We start from the raw sequence: 18729 nt of genomic DNA on the forward strand, positions 1-18729 counted from the left end.
TCTATTGCCTGTCATTCAATGAAAAAACACTACCGTAAAGAAAACGATTGCCTTAATTGCGGGACTATATTAGAAGGGAAATTTTGCCATAAATGCGGGCAGGAAAACCTGCAGATGAAGGAAAGCTTTGGCCACATGATGAACCATGCCATAAGCGATTATTTTCATTTCGACGATCAATTTTTTCATACCATAAAACCACTCTTTTTTAAACCAGGGTTTCTTTCAAACGAATACATGGCGGGGCGCCGCATACGATACCTGCACCCGGTTAAAATGTACATTTTTATAAGTTTGGTATACTTTGTACTATTATTTCAAACTGGTAATAAAACTAAGCAGGACACACCCGACAATAAAAAAAGCGCAAAAAAACAGTTGGAGAACAGCAGCAAGGAATTGGATAGCCTTAGCAAGGCGTCATATATGCCTGCTTATGCAAAAGCCGATTTAGTAGTTGCTAAAAAGAAGACTGATGACGCTTTAGCCAATGGCGATACCAGTGATGAAGACAGTGAGTTGATAGCTAATAAAGAAAAAGGGTACCGGATACCCGGAACAACACATGATACTACTTATACTCAATATTTAGCTGATCAGCAAAAGCTCGCCCCAAATAAACGGAATGGCTTTATAATGCGACTTATTAATAAAAAGGCTTTGAGTTACAGACAAAATTATGGTTCACGGGCGAAAGAGGTGTTTTTTGAGCAATTTCAGCATAATATACCCAAAATGATGTTTTTAATGCTGCCACTGTGTGCATTAATATTCCAGATAAGCTTTTGGCGAAATAAAAAATATTACGTTGAACATTTAATTTACACCTTCCATTTACATTGTTTCTTATTTCTTTTTCTGACGATTATAATGTTGTTAGAAATAATTATACCAACAGGCTGGCATATAAATAGTTGGATAGGCCTTATAGCTACAGGATGTATAATTTGGTATTTATATAAATCGTTAAGAGTATTTTATAAGCGCAGTGCGTTTCGTACCATTACTAAATTACTTGGCGCAACATTCATGTATCTTTTCGTATTTATATTCTGCCTGGTAGTGGTATTTGCAGTAACAGCTATAACTTTATAATAAAACTAGTTAGCAAAAAGCGTTAAGTTCAATGGTTGGCTTACCCGTGCCCAAACGATATTATTACTAGCTTCAACTCCCCAGTAAAATACGTCTAAATCCTGTTTATAATTGAATTATTGGGATGCATGCAATATAAGATTTGCACCTTACCCATTACTAATCAAAAGAATAAGAAGAAAATAAGCTATAAGAGATGGTTAAGCTAAACATATTCATGCTGGTGTGTTCATTTGTAGGGGGGCCATAACTTAACTTATTAATACCCGCTTCGTATCTAACATCTATCGCCACGTTATGCAAATCAACCCCTCCGCCTAGCTGCCACGCGTAATTCTGGTCTTCATAATTTATTCGGCCACCAAATCCAAATTGCTGATCATTCTGTAGCCTGAATATTAAAACAGGGCCCGTATAAAATCTGATTCCTAAATTTTCATTACCAACCTTGCCACCAAATAAAAGCGGAACATTAAATGTGGTAAAGTAAGATTTATTTATGCCTCCGTCTTCGTCCTGTTTATTGTTAAGGGTAACGGTTGTCTTTTCCAGGTACATTTCGGGCTGAAAATTAAATCCCAAACCACCAAACCTGGCGTAAACTCCAGCCAAATATCCGGGGTCACCGGTAGTTTTATAATCGGTTGTTGATGGAAATGATGATAATGTACCTCCGGCTTTAAGTCCGAAATCAAAAGTTGGCAAATATTGCGCGGATACCCATCCGCAACTAAACAAACAAATACATAAAGTAAATAATACTTTCTTCATATCAAGCATAAAAATGGGCAGGTTGGCTTATTTTACAAAACCAACCTAAATACCACATATAGAATGGTGACTAAAAGTATAAAAATTAATCAATATTAAAAGGATAATTTGCCCTGGTAGTAATCCAATATCTTGCTGTAAATAAAATAATCGTACCTGGCGCTAATTAAATTCAAGTTGGCAGCATCCACGTTGTTTTTAGATGTAATATAATCTACCGACGTTAACACGCCGTTTTCAAACCTGATCTTAGATATACGGAAACTTTCTGAATAGGCTTTTGATTCGTCTTTCAACGCCTGGTATCTATTGTAAGCGGCGGTCATGTTATAATAGGCTTGCTCAACATTTTGCCTCAGGGTTATTTTTGTATTTTCTTCAACATACTCATAGTTCAGCAAATTAATTTTTGCTAGCGCGATGTTGTTCTTTTTGATGTGATTAGTAAAAATTGGAATATTAAGCCCCAGTTGAATATAAGTACCATAATTATTTTGAAACTGGTCTGAATAACTATTCGAGTTTGAGTTACTGTAATTAGTACCAACCCCTCCGCCCAAAGATAACTGCGGATACAAAAGACCTTTATAATATTTAACGGCCTTTTCGGCGCTTTGGCGCATCAATGTGGCTGCTTTTACAACCGCCAGTTGCTGTAACGCTGTTTGGTAAACCTCATCGGGGGTAATATCCTTTGCGCCTTGCAACTCCTCAGCATTTAAGTGTTGTAATTGCACATCCTTATTATAAGGAATATTCATCAGTTGAAACAAGCTCAACATTGCCGAGTTCAATGAATTTTGCGCAATTACCAAGTTAACTTTACTTGCCTGTAATGATCCACGAAGATCATAAACATCAGATTCAGCCTTGTTTGCGCCCTCCTTCTCCAATATTTCCGAACGGTCCGAACCTTCTTTCGCTACCGCCAGTTGGCTTTTGCTTTGCTCCAATATTTCTTCCTGATCGAGTACCTGCAAATAATTGGTTATTACATTTACGGTAACCAAGTCTTTTGCTGCCTGGTAATTCATTTGGCCCGATTGGTAAGCTAACGAGGCTTGTTTAACAGCATTTTGATAAGCCAAACCGTTAAATAACACTACGCTGCTCTGCAAATTATAGTTATCAGAGGTTACCGATTGATTAATATAGGTATTGGTAACCGGGTTAATTGTACGCCCTGTAGTAAGCTCGCGACTCACACCACCCGAAACTGTTGGGAACAAGTTATCTTTTGCCTGAACAAAGGAAATCCGGTTTGTTTCAGCTGTTATATAACTTTGTTTAACCTGTAAGTTATGCTTAATAGCAGTATCAAGGCACTGTTGTAATGTAAACACATTACCTGCTTGCTGAGCATTTGCGTTAAACGCTGCAACAAATAAAAAACCAATAAGGGTATATTTATGAAAAGACATTTTTGAGATATATTATAACAATCAAAGTTGTTTTGATGATTCGATGCGGCCGTCTAACAAATTGATAATACGGCTACCGTACTCGGCATTTTTTTCGGAATGGGTTACCTGGATGATGGTAACACCATCCTCTTTATTCAATTTCTTAAATAACTGCATTATTTCCTCGCCCTGTTTGGAGTTTAGGTTGCCTGTAGGTTCATCAGCCAATAAGAGTTTAGGGCCTGCAATTAATGCACGGGCTATGCCAACCAATTGTTGCTGCCCGCCTGATAATTGTGCCGGGAATAAATCCTTCTTCCCCACTATCTGAAAACGATCCAGCATATCGGCAACCATAGCTTTGCGTTCGGTGCTTTTAAAATCCTGGTAAATAAGCGGGGTTTCGATGTTTTCATAAACGGTAAGTTCATCAATCAAGTGATAAGCTTGAAAAACGAAGCCGATATATTTTTTATATAATGCCGAGCGCTGTTTATCTTTAAGCTGATGAACAGTTTCGCCCACGAAATAATGATAGCCGCTTGATGGCTCATCAAGCATGCCAATAATATTTAGCAAGGTTGATTTACCCGAGCCCGACGGCCCCATTATAGAGATAAACTCGCCGGCCTCAACCTCAAGGCTGATGTCATTGATCACAAAATTGCGGGTGCCCCCCACCTGGTAAAACTTTGAAATATGTTGAAGTGATAACATTTTATAATTATTAATTTGATGATATAAGTATGAATAACATACCAATATTTTAATTTACTGATAATCAATACAATAAATCAAAATCACAAATACAAAACTGTTCGCTAATGCAACAGGATGCGTTCGGTTATGATACAGTTTACAATGTTAACTATTCGCTTCTTAGACTTTTAACCGGATTTGCAATTGCCGCTTTTACAGTTTGAAAACTCGATACAAAAACCGCGGTGATAATCATCCCAGCCCCGCTTAGCACAAATATCCACCAGCTTATGGTGGTGCGGTCGGCGAAGCTTTGCATCCATTTATTCATGGCCCACCAGGCGATTGGGGTTATTACCAGAAAAGCTATCAGGATAAGCGAAACTACCTCTGTCGACAGTAATGTTACTATCTGCGCCACCGAAGCGCCAAGCACCTTGCGCACGCCAATCTCCTTAGTACGTTGATTGGTAGTATATATAGCAAGCCCTAACAAACCAAGGCAACTAATAAATATAGATAAACCTGTGGCCCAGGCCAGCAATGTAGCAGTATGCTGTTCACTCGCATAAAATTTAGCTATGCTGTCATCAAAAAATCTATAATCGAAATCATCATCCGGGTAAATTTGTTTCCAGTAAGTACCCATACTTGCAATAGCTGTTTTCCATTCATTCCCACCTGCTATTTCGGGTTTTAATGCAATATGTATCCTGGCGTAATTGTATGTCTGATTGCCTTTTAGAATTGCTAATGGGGTAATACTTTCATGTAAAGACATTTGATTAAAATCTCCTACAACACCAATCACTTGCATAGTTTTGTCACCATTAAACTTTTCTATTTGCTTACCAACCGCCTCAAGCGGATATTGGGGATTTATTAAACGGGCATAAGTTTCATTAATTAAAAAACCACTCGTACTATCAGATGCTCTTAAATTTCGACCTGCAAGTAATTTAATATGGTAAACATTGATATAATTTTCATCACCATACTTTTCATCTAATTCAATTTTTACCTCTTTTTTACCATCCATGTAAGTACTTTCTGTTGAATTATTGCCATCTTCAGATGGGGGCGGCCCGCCTAAACCAGCTAATGATACTTGTGGTATTGAACGTATGTAATCAATTAGTAATCTATTTTTTTTAATGGTAAGGTTTTTCCAAGGAGCGCTTATAATTAATATAGCATCTTTTTTAAAACCCATATCCTTATGCATAACATAATATATCTGCTTGCTCACCAATATAGTAGCCATTATAAAAAACTGCGCTATAATAAATTGTGTAATGGTTAAAGATTTACGTAGGTAAGCATTATGGCTTTTACTGCTATTGGGCACCGATTGATTTTTGAGCACCATAATTGGCTTATAACCCGACAGTAATATAGCAGGGTAAAAACCCGACAGCAAGCTTACCATAACCGTTAATATAACTAAAAACAGGATAAGATTAGGCTGACCAAGTAAGTTGGCATTAATTCCAGGCGCAATAAAATCAGCAAATAGTTTTAAAATTAACGGGGTTAGGGCAATTGATATAATTACAGCTGCAAGTGTTATAAAAAACGTTTCGCTTAAAAACTGCAGTATAAGTTGTTTTCTGCTGCTGCCCATCGTTTTGCGGATGCCAATTTCTTTTGCGCGTTGGGTTGCTTGTGCGGTGGTTAAATTCACAAAGTTTATGCAGCCCAATAAAAGCAAAAATGAAGCTATTGTCAATAAGCCATATAATGTGGTTTTACTGGCAATCCTGTCATCAAAAAAGTTATAGTAATTCTCGTTAAAGTGCATATCACTTAGGGGCTGTAAGTGATAGGAATGCGATACACCAGCCCGTTCTTTGTAATTCTTATTAAATATTCCGTTTATCTGCTTTTCTATATGTGCTGTTTTTGTTTTGGGTGATAGCTTCACAAAAAGTTGTGATTCGGAGTTTGTAGCGCCCCATTTTGTGAGCTGCAACTGATCAGCAATTGTTTTATTAGTTTGGTTGGTGCTATATGATATAAAATCATGAAAATTAAAATCGGTGTTCTCTTTAATAGTTTGAACAATACCTGTAACTGTAGTTTTTAAAGTATCATAGGTCACTATTTTGCCAATCATTTGATCGTAAGATAATGTTGGAAAGTATTTTTTAGCCTGATCCGATGTTATCACTACCTGGTTAGGGGCATCCAAAGCATGCTGAGCTGAGCCTGCAAGCCATTTATATTCAAATATTTTAAAGTAGTTCCCATCGGCTAATATTATATTCTCCTGATTTTTAAACCGTACCGGTACGGCTGTATTTCCGGGAATAAATACATCCGGCTGTCCCAGTGTAAAAAATGGAGCGACAACCTCTATACCCGTTACCTGATTTTTTACTGCGCCACCCATTGGGCCGCAAACACCACTGTTAAAACCCGCATTGCCTGAATAGGTATAGTTGGTTACAATCCGGTATATTCTATCGCCATCTTTATGGAACTTATCAAAAGTAAAATCGAAGTGAACTATCAAGTAAATTACCACCGCCGCACTGATGCCTATTGAGAGGCCAACGACATTTATAAACGTGAACAACTTTTGCCGCCCAAAGCCTCGCATCGCGATTTTAAAATAGTTTCTAAACATTGTGATAAGGTTAAGATTAAATATTATTCCGAACGTAAAGTTTTTATTGGATTTGCAATTGCCGCCTTAATAGCTTGAAAACTGATGGTAATAAATGCAATTACAATTGCCAGTAACCCGGCAACTAAAAACATCCACCATTCAATAGTTATTCGATAGGCAAAATCCTGTAGCCATTTACTCATGGCATACCACGCTATGGGCGTAGCTATTATAATGGCAATAAGTACCAGTTTAACAAAATCGTATGACAACATGATGGTTACATTGCTAACACCCGCTCCTAATACTTTACGTATGCCAATTTCGCGGGTACGTACCTGTGCTGTATAGGCAGCCAGTCCTAACAAACCAAGGCAAGAAATACCTATGGCTATTGCAGCAAAATAATTAAACAGGGAACTTTCCTGCTGTTCTCCTTTATACAGATCATTAAATTTCTCATCTAAAAAAGTGTAACTAAAAGGGAATTCACCATTGTACTGTTTAAACAGCTTTTGTGCTGCCGCGATGGCTTTGGGCGCATCTTTGCCGGTTGTTCTTATATAAATATTGCCTAAATACGATGGATAATAGTAGAACACCGCCGGACTTATTTTCTCTTTCATAGACGCGAAATGAAAATCTTTCACCACGCCAATAATAGTCCCCTTCATGTGCCATGCCTGGAAACGCTTTCCTACAGGATCTTTTAAACCTATTTGTTTAACAGCCGCCTCATTTAATATTAAATGGCTGGTATCGTTTACAGCTCCGGTAAAGCCTTTGCCAGCGGCCATTTTCATCTTAAAAAACGACAGAAAGTCCTTATCTATGGTCATCAGATGTACAATAAAAGTTTGTCCGGGCAATTTACCGTCCCAATCGGTTTCACCAGAGATACCATTCATCTGGATGATGTTCTGATTTGAGCGCGTTATATCCAATACTCCCGGCTGTTTTAACAGTTCTGCTCGTACAGCATCATAATGATTTCCCATATCTCGCATCGGAAAAGAAAAAGTATTACTTCTATCGTACCCCAATTGTCTCGAACGGATATAGTTTAGCTGGCTTGTAATAACTATAGTGCCCACTATAAGCATTATTGAAAACACAAATTGGGTAACCACTAATATCTTCCTGAACATCACATCACCAATATTGGATGATATTTTACCTTTAAGCGCCTTTAGGGGCTCAAATGATGATAATAGTATTGCCGGATAGATGCTGGAAGCCAGTAACGTGCCCGATATGGTTAAAACAATAACCATCCACACATGATAGTCTGTTATATCAAAAATTAATTGCTTGCCTGATAATTGATTAAACACCGGCATTAAAAAATGTATCAGCACTAAAGCCAAAATCGCTGAAAGCAAAAACAACAATGCTGTTTCAACTATAAACTGCATAAACAGCTGGCTTTTTGCTGCGCCGATAATCTTACGCATACTGATCTCTTTAGAGCGAAGCATTGAACGGGCTGTTGAGAGGTTTACATAGTTGATACAAGCTATAATTAATATCAGTATAGCCACAATCAGGAAAACCCTTACCATTGTAATGCCCCTATCAGTAAGATCAGCATTGTATAAATGCATTTTTGTTATGGGCAATAGCAAATAAGCCACATCAGTGTCGGCAGAGTGGTGCTTTATATGAATATTAAACAATTTTGCCGATAGTGCTTTTAACGACGTGCCTGGTTTAAGTTTTAAATAAGTAAAGCAATCATACTCATCAAAATTATCGCTCAGATCTATTCTTTGCGCAAGCATGTGTTTAATATTAAAACTCATCGGCATCATCATATCATATTGCATGCTGGAGTTCTCCGGAAAATCAGTAACAACACCGCTTACGGTAAAGTTTTGCTTATTATCTGCTATAATTACTTTACCAATCGGGTTATCATTACCAAAATACTTTTGCGCTGTGCTTTTTGTTATAACTACCGAATTATCATCATTAAATGGTTTATTAGGATTGCCAGATACAATCGGGAAACTAAAAACAGAAAAAAATGACGGATCGGCATATGCTACGCGATCATTTGCAAAAACCTTGTCGTGGTATCTATAGGACGCAAAATCACCATTATAGCCAATGCGTACCACATCCTCCACTTCGGGCAATTGCTGTTTAGCTAAAACACCTATCGGGTAAACAGTGCTTTGCCATATTTGCCTGCTCGCCCCGGTTCCTCCCCAAAGCTCAAGGCGATAAATATTTTTGGCATCTTTATGAAAACTATCAAAGCTAAATTCATCCTGTACCCAAAACAATATTAATATGCCAATGGCCAAACCAGCGGTTAAGCCAACAATATTTATAATTGAATAAAACTTGTTCTTTATCAAGTTCCTCCAGGCTGTTTTAATGTAGTTCCTTATCATGGCTGATGAGTTTTTAGTAATTTATTACTATTCGCTTCGTAAACTTTTTACAGGGTTTGTTAATGCTGATTTTATGCCTTGATAGCTCACTGTAATAAGTGTAATTAATAAACCACCAATTGCAGTTATGGCAAATATCCACCACGACAATGTAGCCTGGTAATAATAATGCCTTATCCAGCCATGCATAAAATAATAGGATGTTGGGATTGCAATTAGTATAGAGATACTTACCAATACAACAAACTCCCGCGACATTAATTGCCATAAACTAAACACCGACGCACCCAGTACCTTTCGTATACCGATTTCTTTGGTACGCTGTTCTGCCATAAATGAAGCCATGCCAAACAAACCCAAACAGCTAATAAATATGGCTAACACAGTAAAGAAACCAGCTAATTTTCCTGTACGCTCTTCATCATCAAATTTTTTGGCGTATTCGCTATCAGTAAATTTGTAATCGAATGGACTATCAGGATCATATTGTTGAAAAACCGCGCTTATTTTGGCGATAGCATCATGAGTACTCATGTTAGGGTTGATCCTGACAGATACTATATTACCGGGATAATCAATAATAGAAAATATAGTAGGTGTAACCCGTTCATAAGGTGAACTCATTACCAGATCCTTAACTACACCTATAATTTTATAATCTCTTCCATCCTTTTTCACCGTTTCCCCAACAGGATGAGTGAAATTCATAAACCTTGCCGCGGATTCATTCAAGATTATCCCCGATGAATCTGTTAAAAATTCTTTTGAGAAATCGCGACCATCAATTATTTTCCAATTTACTGTTTTACCAAAATCAAAGCTTACGGGTATTATCCCAAAATCATCCTGCAATCCGGGTGGTTTATTGCGCCATGATAAGCCACTTTCGCGTTGCCATACACCCGTTAGCGGGCTGTTTGACTCAGCAATATTTATTATCGCACCTGATTTTAACAGATCATATTTTATTGCATCAAAGTGTTTATGAATAACCTCTGTTCTTAATTGGGCTTGAATTAGTCCCTCTCTGCCATAACCAACAGGCCTGTTCTTGGTAAATTCAACTTGCCGAAAAATGATAACAGTACCGATAATTAAGGTAATAGAAACCGTAAACTGAAGCACCACCAGCACTTTACGTGGTAACGTTGCATAAGGGCCGGCATTAAAAGCACCCTTTAACACTTTTACCGGTTTAAATGAGGAAAGGTATAATGCGGGATAACTACCTGCCATTATACCCGTTAGCAAACTAAAAGCTATAGCTATTATCCAAAATACAGGGGTACCCCACAAAATAACAAGTTGTTTATCAGCTATTTGATTAAACCATGGTAATGCAAGCTGTACAAGCATTAATGAAATAACAAACGCAAGGCTCGACATCAATAACGATTCAGTATAAAACTGGCCAATCAATTGTTTACGGTCTGACCCCAATGTTTTTCTGACACCTACCTCTTTAGCCCTCTTCTCTGATCTAGCGGTACTAAGGTTCATGAAATTAATACAGGCTAGTATCAGCACAAACAAACCAATAATACCAAACATCCAAACAAATTCTATCTTACCACCAACATTTACACCATTGCTATATGCAGAATATAAATGCCATCTGCTCATTGGATTTAGAAAAACAACAGGCTTAAATTCATTACCCACCTTATCCCCTTGCGCCAGGAGGGCTCTTTGTTTGATATATTTTATATCAGCAGATACTTTGTTTACATCAACGCCGGGATTTAATTGCGCGAATAATTGCCAACTATTATTACCCCATCGCGTTGCTGCAATTTTCAGATAAGGGTAAGTGGTCATAAACAAATCCCACGGTGCTATATATGCCATATCATTAAATGAAGTATTTTTTGGCATATCCTCATATACACCTGTAACTTTAACATTCAATGTATTGTCTATTTTCATTAGGTGATTCATAGGATCAGCATTACCAAAAATCGCTTTAGCCAATGATGCGGAAAGCATAATTGATGAGGGATCGGTTAATCCGGAACGGCTACCCTTTATCATTTTTAAGGTTAATAAATCCGGGGCCTGGGCTTGCATAAAGTTACCTAACTGATTCAGTTTCTTATCTCCGTGAGAAATAACATGTTGATCTGTATAAGTTGATAAAACCAGGTATTTGAAATTTTGACTATAATCCTGACGAAGTTTAGCACCCAATGGAATTGGAATATCCACTTGTGTTATTGTATTATGATTGATTGTTTGATGCTGCATTACCTGTACAATACGATCATAATTATGAAAGTATTTATCATATGATAGCTCATCATATATCCATAATGAAATCAACATAACTACCGCCATGCCTAACGATAGGCCAACCACATTAATAAAGGTATGTACCTTGTTTTTCACAAGGTTACGCCAAGCTATTTTCAGATAATTTTTTATCATGATATTATTTGTTATTCGCTTCTTAAACTAGTCACCGGGTTTGCAATTGCTGCTTTGATAGATTGAAAACTGATGGTAATAAAAGCGATAAATAATGCTGCAACACCTGCTATTGCAAACACCCACCACCCTATGCCTATTCTGTAGGCAAAATCCTGCAACCATTTTTGCATCAAATACCAGGCAATTGGTGAGGCAATAAGTATAGAAATACACACTAATTTTATAAAATCAAGCGATAACATGCCTGCAATGGTTGCTATGCTTGCGCCTAATACCTTTCGGATACCTATTTCCTTAGTACGTTGCTCGGCAGCGTAGGCGGCTAAGCCGAACAACCCTAAACAGGCTATAACAATAGCTAAAGTGGTAAATGCTATAAATATCGTCCCGATGCGCTGCTCGGAACGGTACATGGCATCAAAATCCTGATCCATGAAGGTGTATTGGAAGTGCACAGGTGTAAAATCTTTCCATTTAGCCTCTATCTGCGAAAGTAGCGCAGGGATGTTGGCGGTATTTACTTTGATGCTTAAACTACTATTGTCGGCATTAAGCTGCATCACTACCGGCGAAATATTATCGCGCAGTGAACTAAAATTAAAATCCTTAACCATACCAATAATGGTGTAGGGCTTATAAGTTGGATTAGGCCCACCTGATGACCGGAAAATGATCTTATTTACCGGATCAGTAAAACCCAGGAATTTCGCTGCGGCTTCATTGATCACAATCGCGTTGGAGTCTGATGGCATTTGAGCGGAGAAATCACGGCCCGATTTTATTTTCATCGCCAGCGTGCTGATATAATCTTCATCAACACTCCATATTTGCGGAAATAGTGATCTTTTAGGATCGACGGCAGCTTCTTTATAAAATATACCTGTACTCCTATTTGATGTAGTAGGCAAATAACCACTTAGTGTAGCATTGGTAACGCCGGGTAATTGTTTTATTTCTTGTTTAAATGTTTTAGCATGGTCGCCTAATTCAAAGGCATGTTCAATAATAAGTACCTGGTTACGGTTATAACCCAGGTCCCGGTTTTGAATGTAGTGAAGCTGGTTATAGATGACCAGCGTGCCGATGATCAGAAAAATAGAGATTGAAAACTGGAACACCACTAAAAAGCTACGTAAGGCGCCACCTTTAAAGCCTGCTGATATTTTACCTTTTAGTACCTGCATAGGGTTAAATGCCGATAAAAAGAAGGCCGGGTACAAACCCGCTAAAAAACCGATCAACAAAATTGCGATTAATGCCGATGGTGCCAGCCAAATCAATGTGTGACTGTTAACAACGATATTTTTACCTGCAAAGTGATTGAATGCCGGCAATACCAACATAGCGGCAGCCAAAGCAATAATTACAGCTATGAAAGTAACCATAGTTGATTCGGCTAAAAATTGAAACATGAGGTGTTTACGTGCCGAGCCTAATACTTTACGTACCCCTACCTCGCGTGCACGATTAGCCGACCTTGCAGTAGATAAATTCATGAAGTTTACACAGGCAATCAACAATATAAATATCGCGATAGCCGAAAAAATGTATACATACTCAATGTTCCCGTTTATTCCAAGTTCTCCTGTTACCGTTAGGTTGGAGTGCAGGTGTATATCTGTTAACGGCATCATATTCAACCTGAAAAAGCTGCCATTCTTTTCAAAGGTATCATAGCTCATGTTGAGCTCCTGCTGCATTTGGCCACCACTATATTTCCTTAAAAACTGTGGGAATTGTGCTTCCAGTTTTTTATAATCAGCGCCTTTGCGCATCAACACATAAGTATTATAATCGCTCCGCAACCATTCAGTCGAGCGACTATCGGGATAGGATGACATCGACAACAGAAAATCTGCATGAAAGTGCGACTGCTCAGGTATATTTTTAATTACAGCAGTAACCTTAATAGGTTTCTGCAAATTACCATCTATTATTAAATTTTCGCCAACCACATTCAACCTGCCGAAATACTTTTTGGCCATTGCTTCGGTAATAACCACCGTATTAGGTTCGATTAATGCTGTTTTTTTATCGCCATAAATTACGGGCAATGTGAATACATCAAAAACTGAAGGATCGGCAAATAAGACGTTGTCTTCTATAATACTTTCAGTGCCCTTGGTTACATGCATGCCGCTAATCCTTTTTAAACGGACAGCATTCTCCACATCCGGGAAATCATTCTTTAAGGTTTGCGCAAGTGGCGCCATGCAAACGGCGTATTGTACTTTGTTATCGCCCAGCTTGAGGTCTTCGTTTACACGGTAAATTCGGCTGGCATTTACGTTGTATTTATCATAGCTCAGTTCATCAACCACATAAAAAACTATAAGCAAACAGGTTGCAAGCCCTAAAGCAAGCCCCAGCACATTAATTGTTGTAAACCCTTTGTTTTTTTGAAGGGAACGAAAAGCCGTTTTTATATAATTCCTTATCATGGTGATGGTTGTGATTGATGTTAAACTAATTATTCGCTTCGTAAACTTTTAACGGGATTAGCTAGTGCTGCTTTTATAGCTTGGTAACTAACAGTAGCCATTGCTATAACAATGGTAATTATGCTTGCTGAAGTCATTATCCACCAGCTCAAGTCTATTCGAAACTCATAATTCTGAAGCCACTTATTTAATACCCATATAGATACCGGGACAGCAAATACTATAGCGATAAGCACGAGCTTTAAAAAATCCTTAGAAAGCAGCCCTGCCAAATTGCTTACAGTAGCGCCCAAAACTTTACGTACGCCAATTTCCTTTGTACGTTGTTCGGCAGCATAAGCAGCAAGCCCAAACAAACCGAGGCAGGATATTATGATCGCCAGGCCGCCAAACAGGTTAGCCAGCATCGCCAAAACTTTTTCATTCTCAAATTTCAATTCAAACTCACTATCAACAAAACTTATGGTTGACGGGTATGCCGGGTTAATAGCTTTTAAACTTTTATTTATCTGATCGATGTTGCTGCTTATACTATGTGCCTGATTTAATCGCATCGTTAATACAGAACCGCCATAACCATCACAAAAAGTAACCATAGGTGGTATTTTACTATATGGTGAGCCCCATACAAAATCTTTATAAACACCAACCACAGTTACCTGTTGATCACCATATTTAATTATTGAACCTACAGGCTGTTTCAATTTCATAATTTTGGCAGCCGTTTCATTGAGCATTACCGTAGGGGTTTTACTGTTGGTATCAATCGGATAATCGGGTGAAAATTCTCGTCCCGCTAATAATTTAACACCTGTGGTGTGCGTAAAATCATACCCTGCATAAAATATGTCAACCAATATTTGTTGTTTAGGATCTTTCCCCGGCCAACTAATGCCCCAGGTATTGCTACCATTTTCCGTTATACTTTGCGATGTACCAGTGGCGCCGGTTATTGCGCCATCTCTTTTTAACTCGTTTATCAAAACTTCGGCTTTTTTACCTAATTCACCCTCTATAGGTATTTCAACCAGATTGTTTTTATCATACCCGTTGCCCATGCCTTGTATAAAACGTATTTGTCGGTATACACAAATGGTGGCCGTTATTAAAAAAACAGCAAATGCAAATTGTACCACTACCAACACTTTACGTATAGGAAGTGCACTACCCCCGCCTTTAAACATCCCTTTTAACACCTTTATAGGCTGGAAAGATGATAGATAAAAGGCCGGGTAACTCCCCGAAAGTAGGCCGGTAACAAGAGCTATGGATAGTATTAATACCCAGGTAGACCAATCTCCAATAGGTAATGACAATTTGATTTTGAGTAATGTATTAAAAAACGGTAGGCATAAGACCAATATAATCACCGCCACTATAGTTGATACGAAAGATAATATTAGCGACTCGGTAATAAACTGCCATATTAACGACGCCCTGTTTGAGCCGATAGCTTTTCGTATGCCAACCTCCTTTGCTCTCTCTTCCGAACGGGCGGTAGAAAGGTTCATGAAATTAACGCATGCAATCAACAAAATGCATAATGCAAGTGCTTCGAATAAATGGATCTGACTGATGCTGCCGCCAACAGATTTGCCATTTTCAAATTTTTGATATAAATGCGTTTTTGAAAACGGGAATAGAAAAAACTGGTTAGTATTGCCGGTATTATGACGCGCAACAATAGATTTTAAAATTGAATTAGCCCTGTTTAATGATCCGGCATCTTTTAACTGAACATAGGTTTGGCAAAAATTATTTCTCCAATTTTGACCTTTGGCCCAGGCATTATCGTTCTCAAATTGCACATATGGCATCACAAAATCAAACTGGTATGATTCATTGGCGGGTATATTATCAATAACGCCGGTAACTATCATCGGCAGGTTATTATTGCGAGTCACCATTTTGTTCATAGGATCAGCATTACCAAAAAGCGTTTTTGCGAAGTCCGCAGTAATTACTATCGAGTTAGGTTGTGTTAAAGAAGTAAGCGGGTTACCCTTAATAAAATGATATGAAAACATTGAGAAGAAAGCAGAGTCCGCATACAGGCCTACCTTTTTAAAACTGTTATTTTTGTAGCTGATAAGGCTTCCCCCACCATAATTATCAACACGAACAGACTGCACAACACCTGGCACCTCAGCTTTTATAGCTGCTGCTGCCGCGCCCGGTGTCGACGCAAAGGTATATATCTGACCATCGCCGTGCTGATTATTTTCTACCACATAAATATTATCAAGATTTTTAAACTGATGATCGAAACTTAAATGGTACGATACATACAATAACAGCAGCAGGCAGCTTGCTATACCCAACGTTAGCCCTCCTCCATTGATAAATGAAAAAGCCTTATGCTTTTTTATATTTCGCCACGCTATTTTAAAATAGTTCTGTATCATGATGATTTAATGCTATAATTAATATTTTATTCGCTTCGTAAACTTTTAACCGGATTTGCTAACGCTGCAGAAACTGCTTTGTAGCCAACCGTTAACCATGCTATAACTATTGAAACCGCTATAGCCAATAAAAATATCCCTGGGCCTAATGTTATCCTATAAGTAATATCCATCAACCATTTATTCATAAAATACCAACCCAACGGTGCCGATATAGCAAATGATAAAAGGATAAGTACCGTGAACTCTTTAGAAAACAAATAAACAATACTGCTTACTGATGCGCCTAGTGTTTTTCGTATACCCACTTCGCGGGTACGCTGTAATGCCATAAACGATATTAGGCCATACAAGCCCAGGCAGGAGATAAATATGGCTATACCGGCGAAGATCTTACAAAGATCAGACTGCTGCTCTTCGCTTTTGTAATAGGCGGCGATCTTGGTATCCAAAAACTGGTATTCATACAAATTATTAGGGAATGTATTATTCCATAAATGTTCGATGGATGCCAGTGATTCCTTAATATTTGTTGGTTGTATTTTTATGTTGATAACCTGATAAGTGGATTTATACGCAGCCATTATAACAGGTGGTATATCGTGCTTCAATGATCTGACATTAAAATCTTTCACAACGCCTACAATACGGGCATTCTTAGTTTTATCGTTAAACAATTCCAGGTTCTTCCCAATAGCATCGTTAGGATTAGTAATGCCTAATTTTTTCAATAAAGCTTCATTTACTACATACTCGTGTACAGTATCAGTTTTAGCATAAATATGGCCCGCAACTAATTGTAATTTATACAGACTGAAATAATCTACATCGGCCCATTTTAAATCGGCATTAAAATCTGTTTGTTTAGATGAGTTGTTGTACTTGAAATCGGTAGACCATCCCATATTATCTGATGGACTTGCGGAGCTAAAACTCACTTTATTGATACCTGGTTGCTGCAAAAGCTGATCGCGCAGGGTGTTTATTCGGGTTAAACTTACGCTATCATTCTGGAAAGGAACGGTAACAACAGCATCTTTAGCAAAACCAAGTGGTTTATTCCTAAAATAATCTACCTGTTTAATAATTACCAAAGTACCAATTACCAATACCTGCGCAATACAAAACTGCAATATCACTAAGCCTCTGCGTAATGATACACCGCTTGATTTAGTTGAAACAAACTTATTTTTGAGCGCCGCGATAGGATTGAAACCGGATAATATCATTGCAGGATACAAGCCCGCCAAAAGCGTAACACCTGCTATTACTAAAACAAGGAATAATATTACTGGTGGTGCTAAAATAAAATCATTACTTAAGTGTATATCTAATAAATGGTTTAAATATGGCAGCACGGCTTCCGCTATTAAAATGGACAACAATACTGCAAAAACGGTAACTATTAGCGTTTCGCTGATAAACTGTATAACTAATTGCTCGCGGTTGCTACCTAAAACCTTACGTATCCCAACTTCTTTTGAGCGGTTTACCGCCTGTGCTGTAGCCAGGTTAATAAAGTTTACACACGCAATGATCAAAAGAAACAAACCAACTAAGCTGATGGAACGAATAAGGCTTTTACTAAAAGCATCTGTTCTAAAAAGTTGAACCTCGCTATCGTAATGCATATTGCCCAAAGCCTGTAATTGCATACCGTCCTTAGCATAATCAGCGGGTTTGTGCTTTTTAACAAAAGCAGTAAGCTGATTATTAAATTGGGCGATATTTTGACCTTCGGGTAATACAATAAAACAATTATTAGAACCATAAATACTCACCCAATCTTTAAAATTATCATAATAATCGCTCCCCTTGGCTCGTATGGAGGAATAAGACATAACTACCTTAAGCGGAAAATCAGTATTGGCAGGCATGTTTTTTAATATGCCGGTTACTTTGTAACCTTTCTTATCTCCTAACTTAATAACCTTGCCCATCGCATTATGCCAATCGCCAAAAAACTTATCGGCTTCATTCTGGGTTAAGGCAACAGTGTAAGGATCTGATAAAGCTGTTTTTTTATCACCCGCAAGCCATCCAAAATTAAATATGTCGAAGAATTGAGGCTCCACATAAAAAGTATCATCCTCTTTAAAAATTTTAGCTGTTTGTCCTTGGCTATTATCCCCTATGGTAAAATGAGCGCCAAATTCCAGCATTATAGCGGCAACCTGTTTAACTTGTGGAAAATCTAACCTTATACTTTCGGCTGTTGGCAGGGGAACACCACTACCAAGATTAATACCTTGAGGGGTATGTATAGCCGATATTATACGATATATCTGACCTTTATTTTTATGAAAGTTATCGAAACTGGTTTCAAAATTGACAATCAAAAATATAAGCAGGCACGCTGCTATGCCTATAGCCAAACCAACAATGTTAATTAACGCATAGCTTTTGTTACGTAACAAACTTCGCCAGGCGGTTTTTATGCTATTCTTTATCATAATGATTTAATGCTATAATTAATAC

The 18729-nt window shown here is 37.9% G+C and carries 10 protein-coding genes; 1 reads left to right on the top strand and 9 read right to left on the bottom strand.

All coding sequences use genetic code 11. The features are described from left to right. Positions 1-18 precede the first annotated feature (18 nt). Positions 19-1095, top strand: coding sequence for a DUF3667 domain-containing protein (locus GSQ74_RS11475; protein ID WP_158993347.1), 1077 nt, complete (start codon positions 19-21; stop codon positions 1093-1095). A 159-nt stretch (positions 1096-1254) separates the two neighbouring features. On the opposite strand, the gene GSQ74_RS11480 is transcribed toward GSQ74_RS11475, so the two are convergent. The 9 genes from GSQ74_RS11480 to GSQ74_RS11520 all read right to left on the bottom strand — a co-directional run bounded on the left by GSQ74_RS11480 (position 1255) and on the right by GSQ74_RS11520 (position 18704). Then, the gene (locus GSQ74_RS11480) at positions 1255-1866 is read right to left on the bottom strand and encodes an outer membrane beta-barrel protein (protein WP_158993349.1); all 612 of its coding nucleotides are present in this window, start codon (positions 1864-1866) and stop codon (positions 1255-1257) included. A gap of 95 nt (positions 1867-1961) precedes the next feature. Then, positions 1962-3287, bottom strand: a complete 1326-nt coding sequence (locus GSQ74_RS11485; RefSeq protein ID WP_158993351.1) for a TolC family protein — start codon at positions 3285-3287, stop codon at positions 1962-1964. 21 nt (positions 3288-3308) lie between these two features. Further along, a complete protein-coding gene (locus GSQ74_RS11490) occupies positions 3309-3986 on the bottom strand; it encodes an ABC transporter ATP-binding protein (RefSeq protein ID WP_158993353.1) in 678 nt (225 codons plus the stop codon). Between the two features lie 151 nt (positions 3987-4137). Further along, positions 4138-6597, bottom strand: coding sequence for an ABC transporter permease (locus GSQ74_RS11495; RefSeq protein ID WP_158993355.1), 2460 nt, complete (start codon positions 6595-6597; stop codon positions 4138-4140). A gap of 23 nt (positions 6598-6620) precedes the next feature. After that, the gene (locus GSQ74_RS11500) at positions 6621-8978 is read right to left on the bottom strand and encodes an ABC transporter permease (protein WP_158993357.1); all 2358 of its coding nucleotides are present in this window, start codon (positions 8976-8978) and stop codon (positions 6621-6623) included. Between the two features lie 27 nt (positions 8979-9005). Beyond that, positions 9006-11402, bottom strand: coding sequence for an ABC transporter permease (locus GSQ74_RS11505; RefSeq protein ID WP_158993359.1), 2397 nt, complete (start codon positions 11400-11402; stop codon positions 9006-9008). An 11-nt stretch (positions 11403-11413) separates the two neighbouring features. After that, the gene (locus GSQ74_RS11510) at positions 11414-13846 is read right to left on the bottom strand and encodes an ABC transporter permease (protein ID WP_158993361.1); all 2433 of its coding nucleotides are present in this window, start codon (positions 13844-13846) and stop codon (positions 11414-11416) included. A 29-nt stretch (positions 13847-13875) separates the two neighbouring features. Then, positions 13876-16251: an ABC transporter permease gene (locus GSQ74_RS11515; protein WP_158993363.1), complete on the bottom strand. Its 2376-nt coding sequence runs from the start codon at positions 16249-16251 to the stop codon at positions 13876-13878. 26 nt (positions 16252-16277) lie between these two features. Next, positions 16278-18704 (bottom strand): ABC transporter permease, encoded by a 2427-nt coding sequence (locus GSQ74_RS11520; RefSeq protein WP_158993365.1) that lies wholly within the window; start codon positions 18702-18704, stop codon positions 16278-16280. Positions 18705-18729: the final 25 nt, after the last annotated feature.

This window comes from Mucilaginibacter sp. L196 (assembly GCF_009765905.1).
Taxonomy (GTDB): domain Bacteria; phylum Bacteroidota; class Bacteroidia; order Sphingobacteriales; family Sphingobacteriaceae; genus Mucilaginibacter.

Bases quoted from the DNA above. Each gene is read 5' to 3' on its own strand.
- GSQ74_RS11480 (WP_158993349.1), bottom strand. From the start codon at position 1,866: ATGAAGAAAGTATTATTTACTTTATGTATTTGTTTGTTTAGTTGCGGA.
- GSQ74_RS11515 (WP_158993363.1), bottom strand. From the start codon at position 16,251: ATGATACAGAACTATTTTAAAATAGCGTGGCGAAATATAAAAAAGCAT.
- GSQ74_RS11485 (WP_158993351.1), bottom strand. From the start codon at position 3,287: ATGTCTTTTCATAAATATACCCTTATTGGTTTTTTATTTGTTGCAGCG.
- GSQ74_RS11495 (WP_158993355.1), bottom strand. From the start codon at position 6,597: ATGTTTAGAAACTATTTTAAAATCGCGATGCGAGGCTTTGGGCGGCAA.
- GSQ74_RS11490 (WP_158993353.1), bottom strand. From the start codon at position 3,986: ATGTTATCACTTCAACATATTTCAAAGTTTTACCAGGTGGGGGGCACC.
- GSQ74_RS11505 (WP_158993359.1), bottom strand. From the start codon at position 11,402: ATGATAAAAAATTATCTGAAAATAGCTTGGCGTAACCTTGTGAAAAAC.
- GSQ74_RS11510 (WP_158993361.1), bottom strand. From the start codon at position 13,846: ATGATAAGGAATTATATAAAAACGGCTTTTCGTTCCCTTCAAAAAAAC.
- GSQ74_RS11500 (WP_158993357.1), bottom strand. From the start codon at position 8,978: ATGATAAGGAACTACATTAAAACAGCCTGGAGGAACTTGATAAAGAAC.
- GSQ74_RS11475 (WP_158993347.1), top strand. From the start codon at position 19: ATGAAAAAACACTACCGTAAAGAAAACGATTGCCTTAATTGCGGGACT.
- GSQ74_RS11520 (WP_158993365.1), bottom strand. From the start codon at position 18,704: ATGATAAAGAATAGCATAAAAACCGCCTGGCGAAGTTTGTTACGTAAC.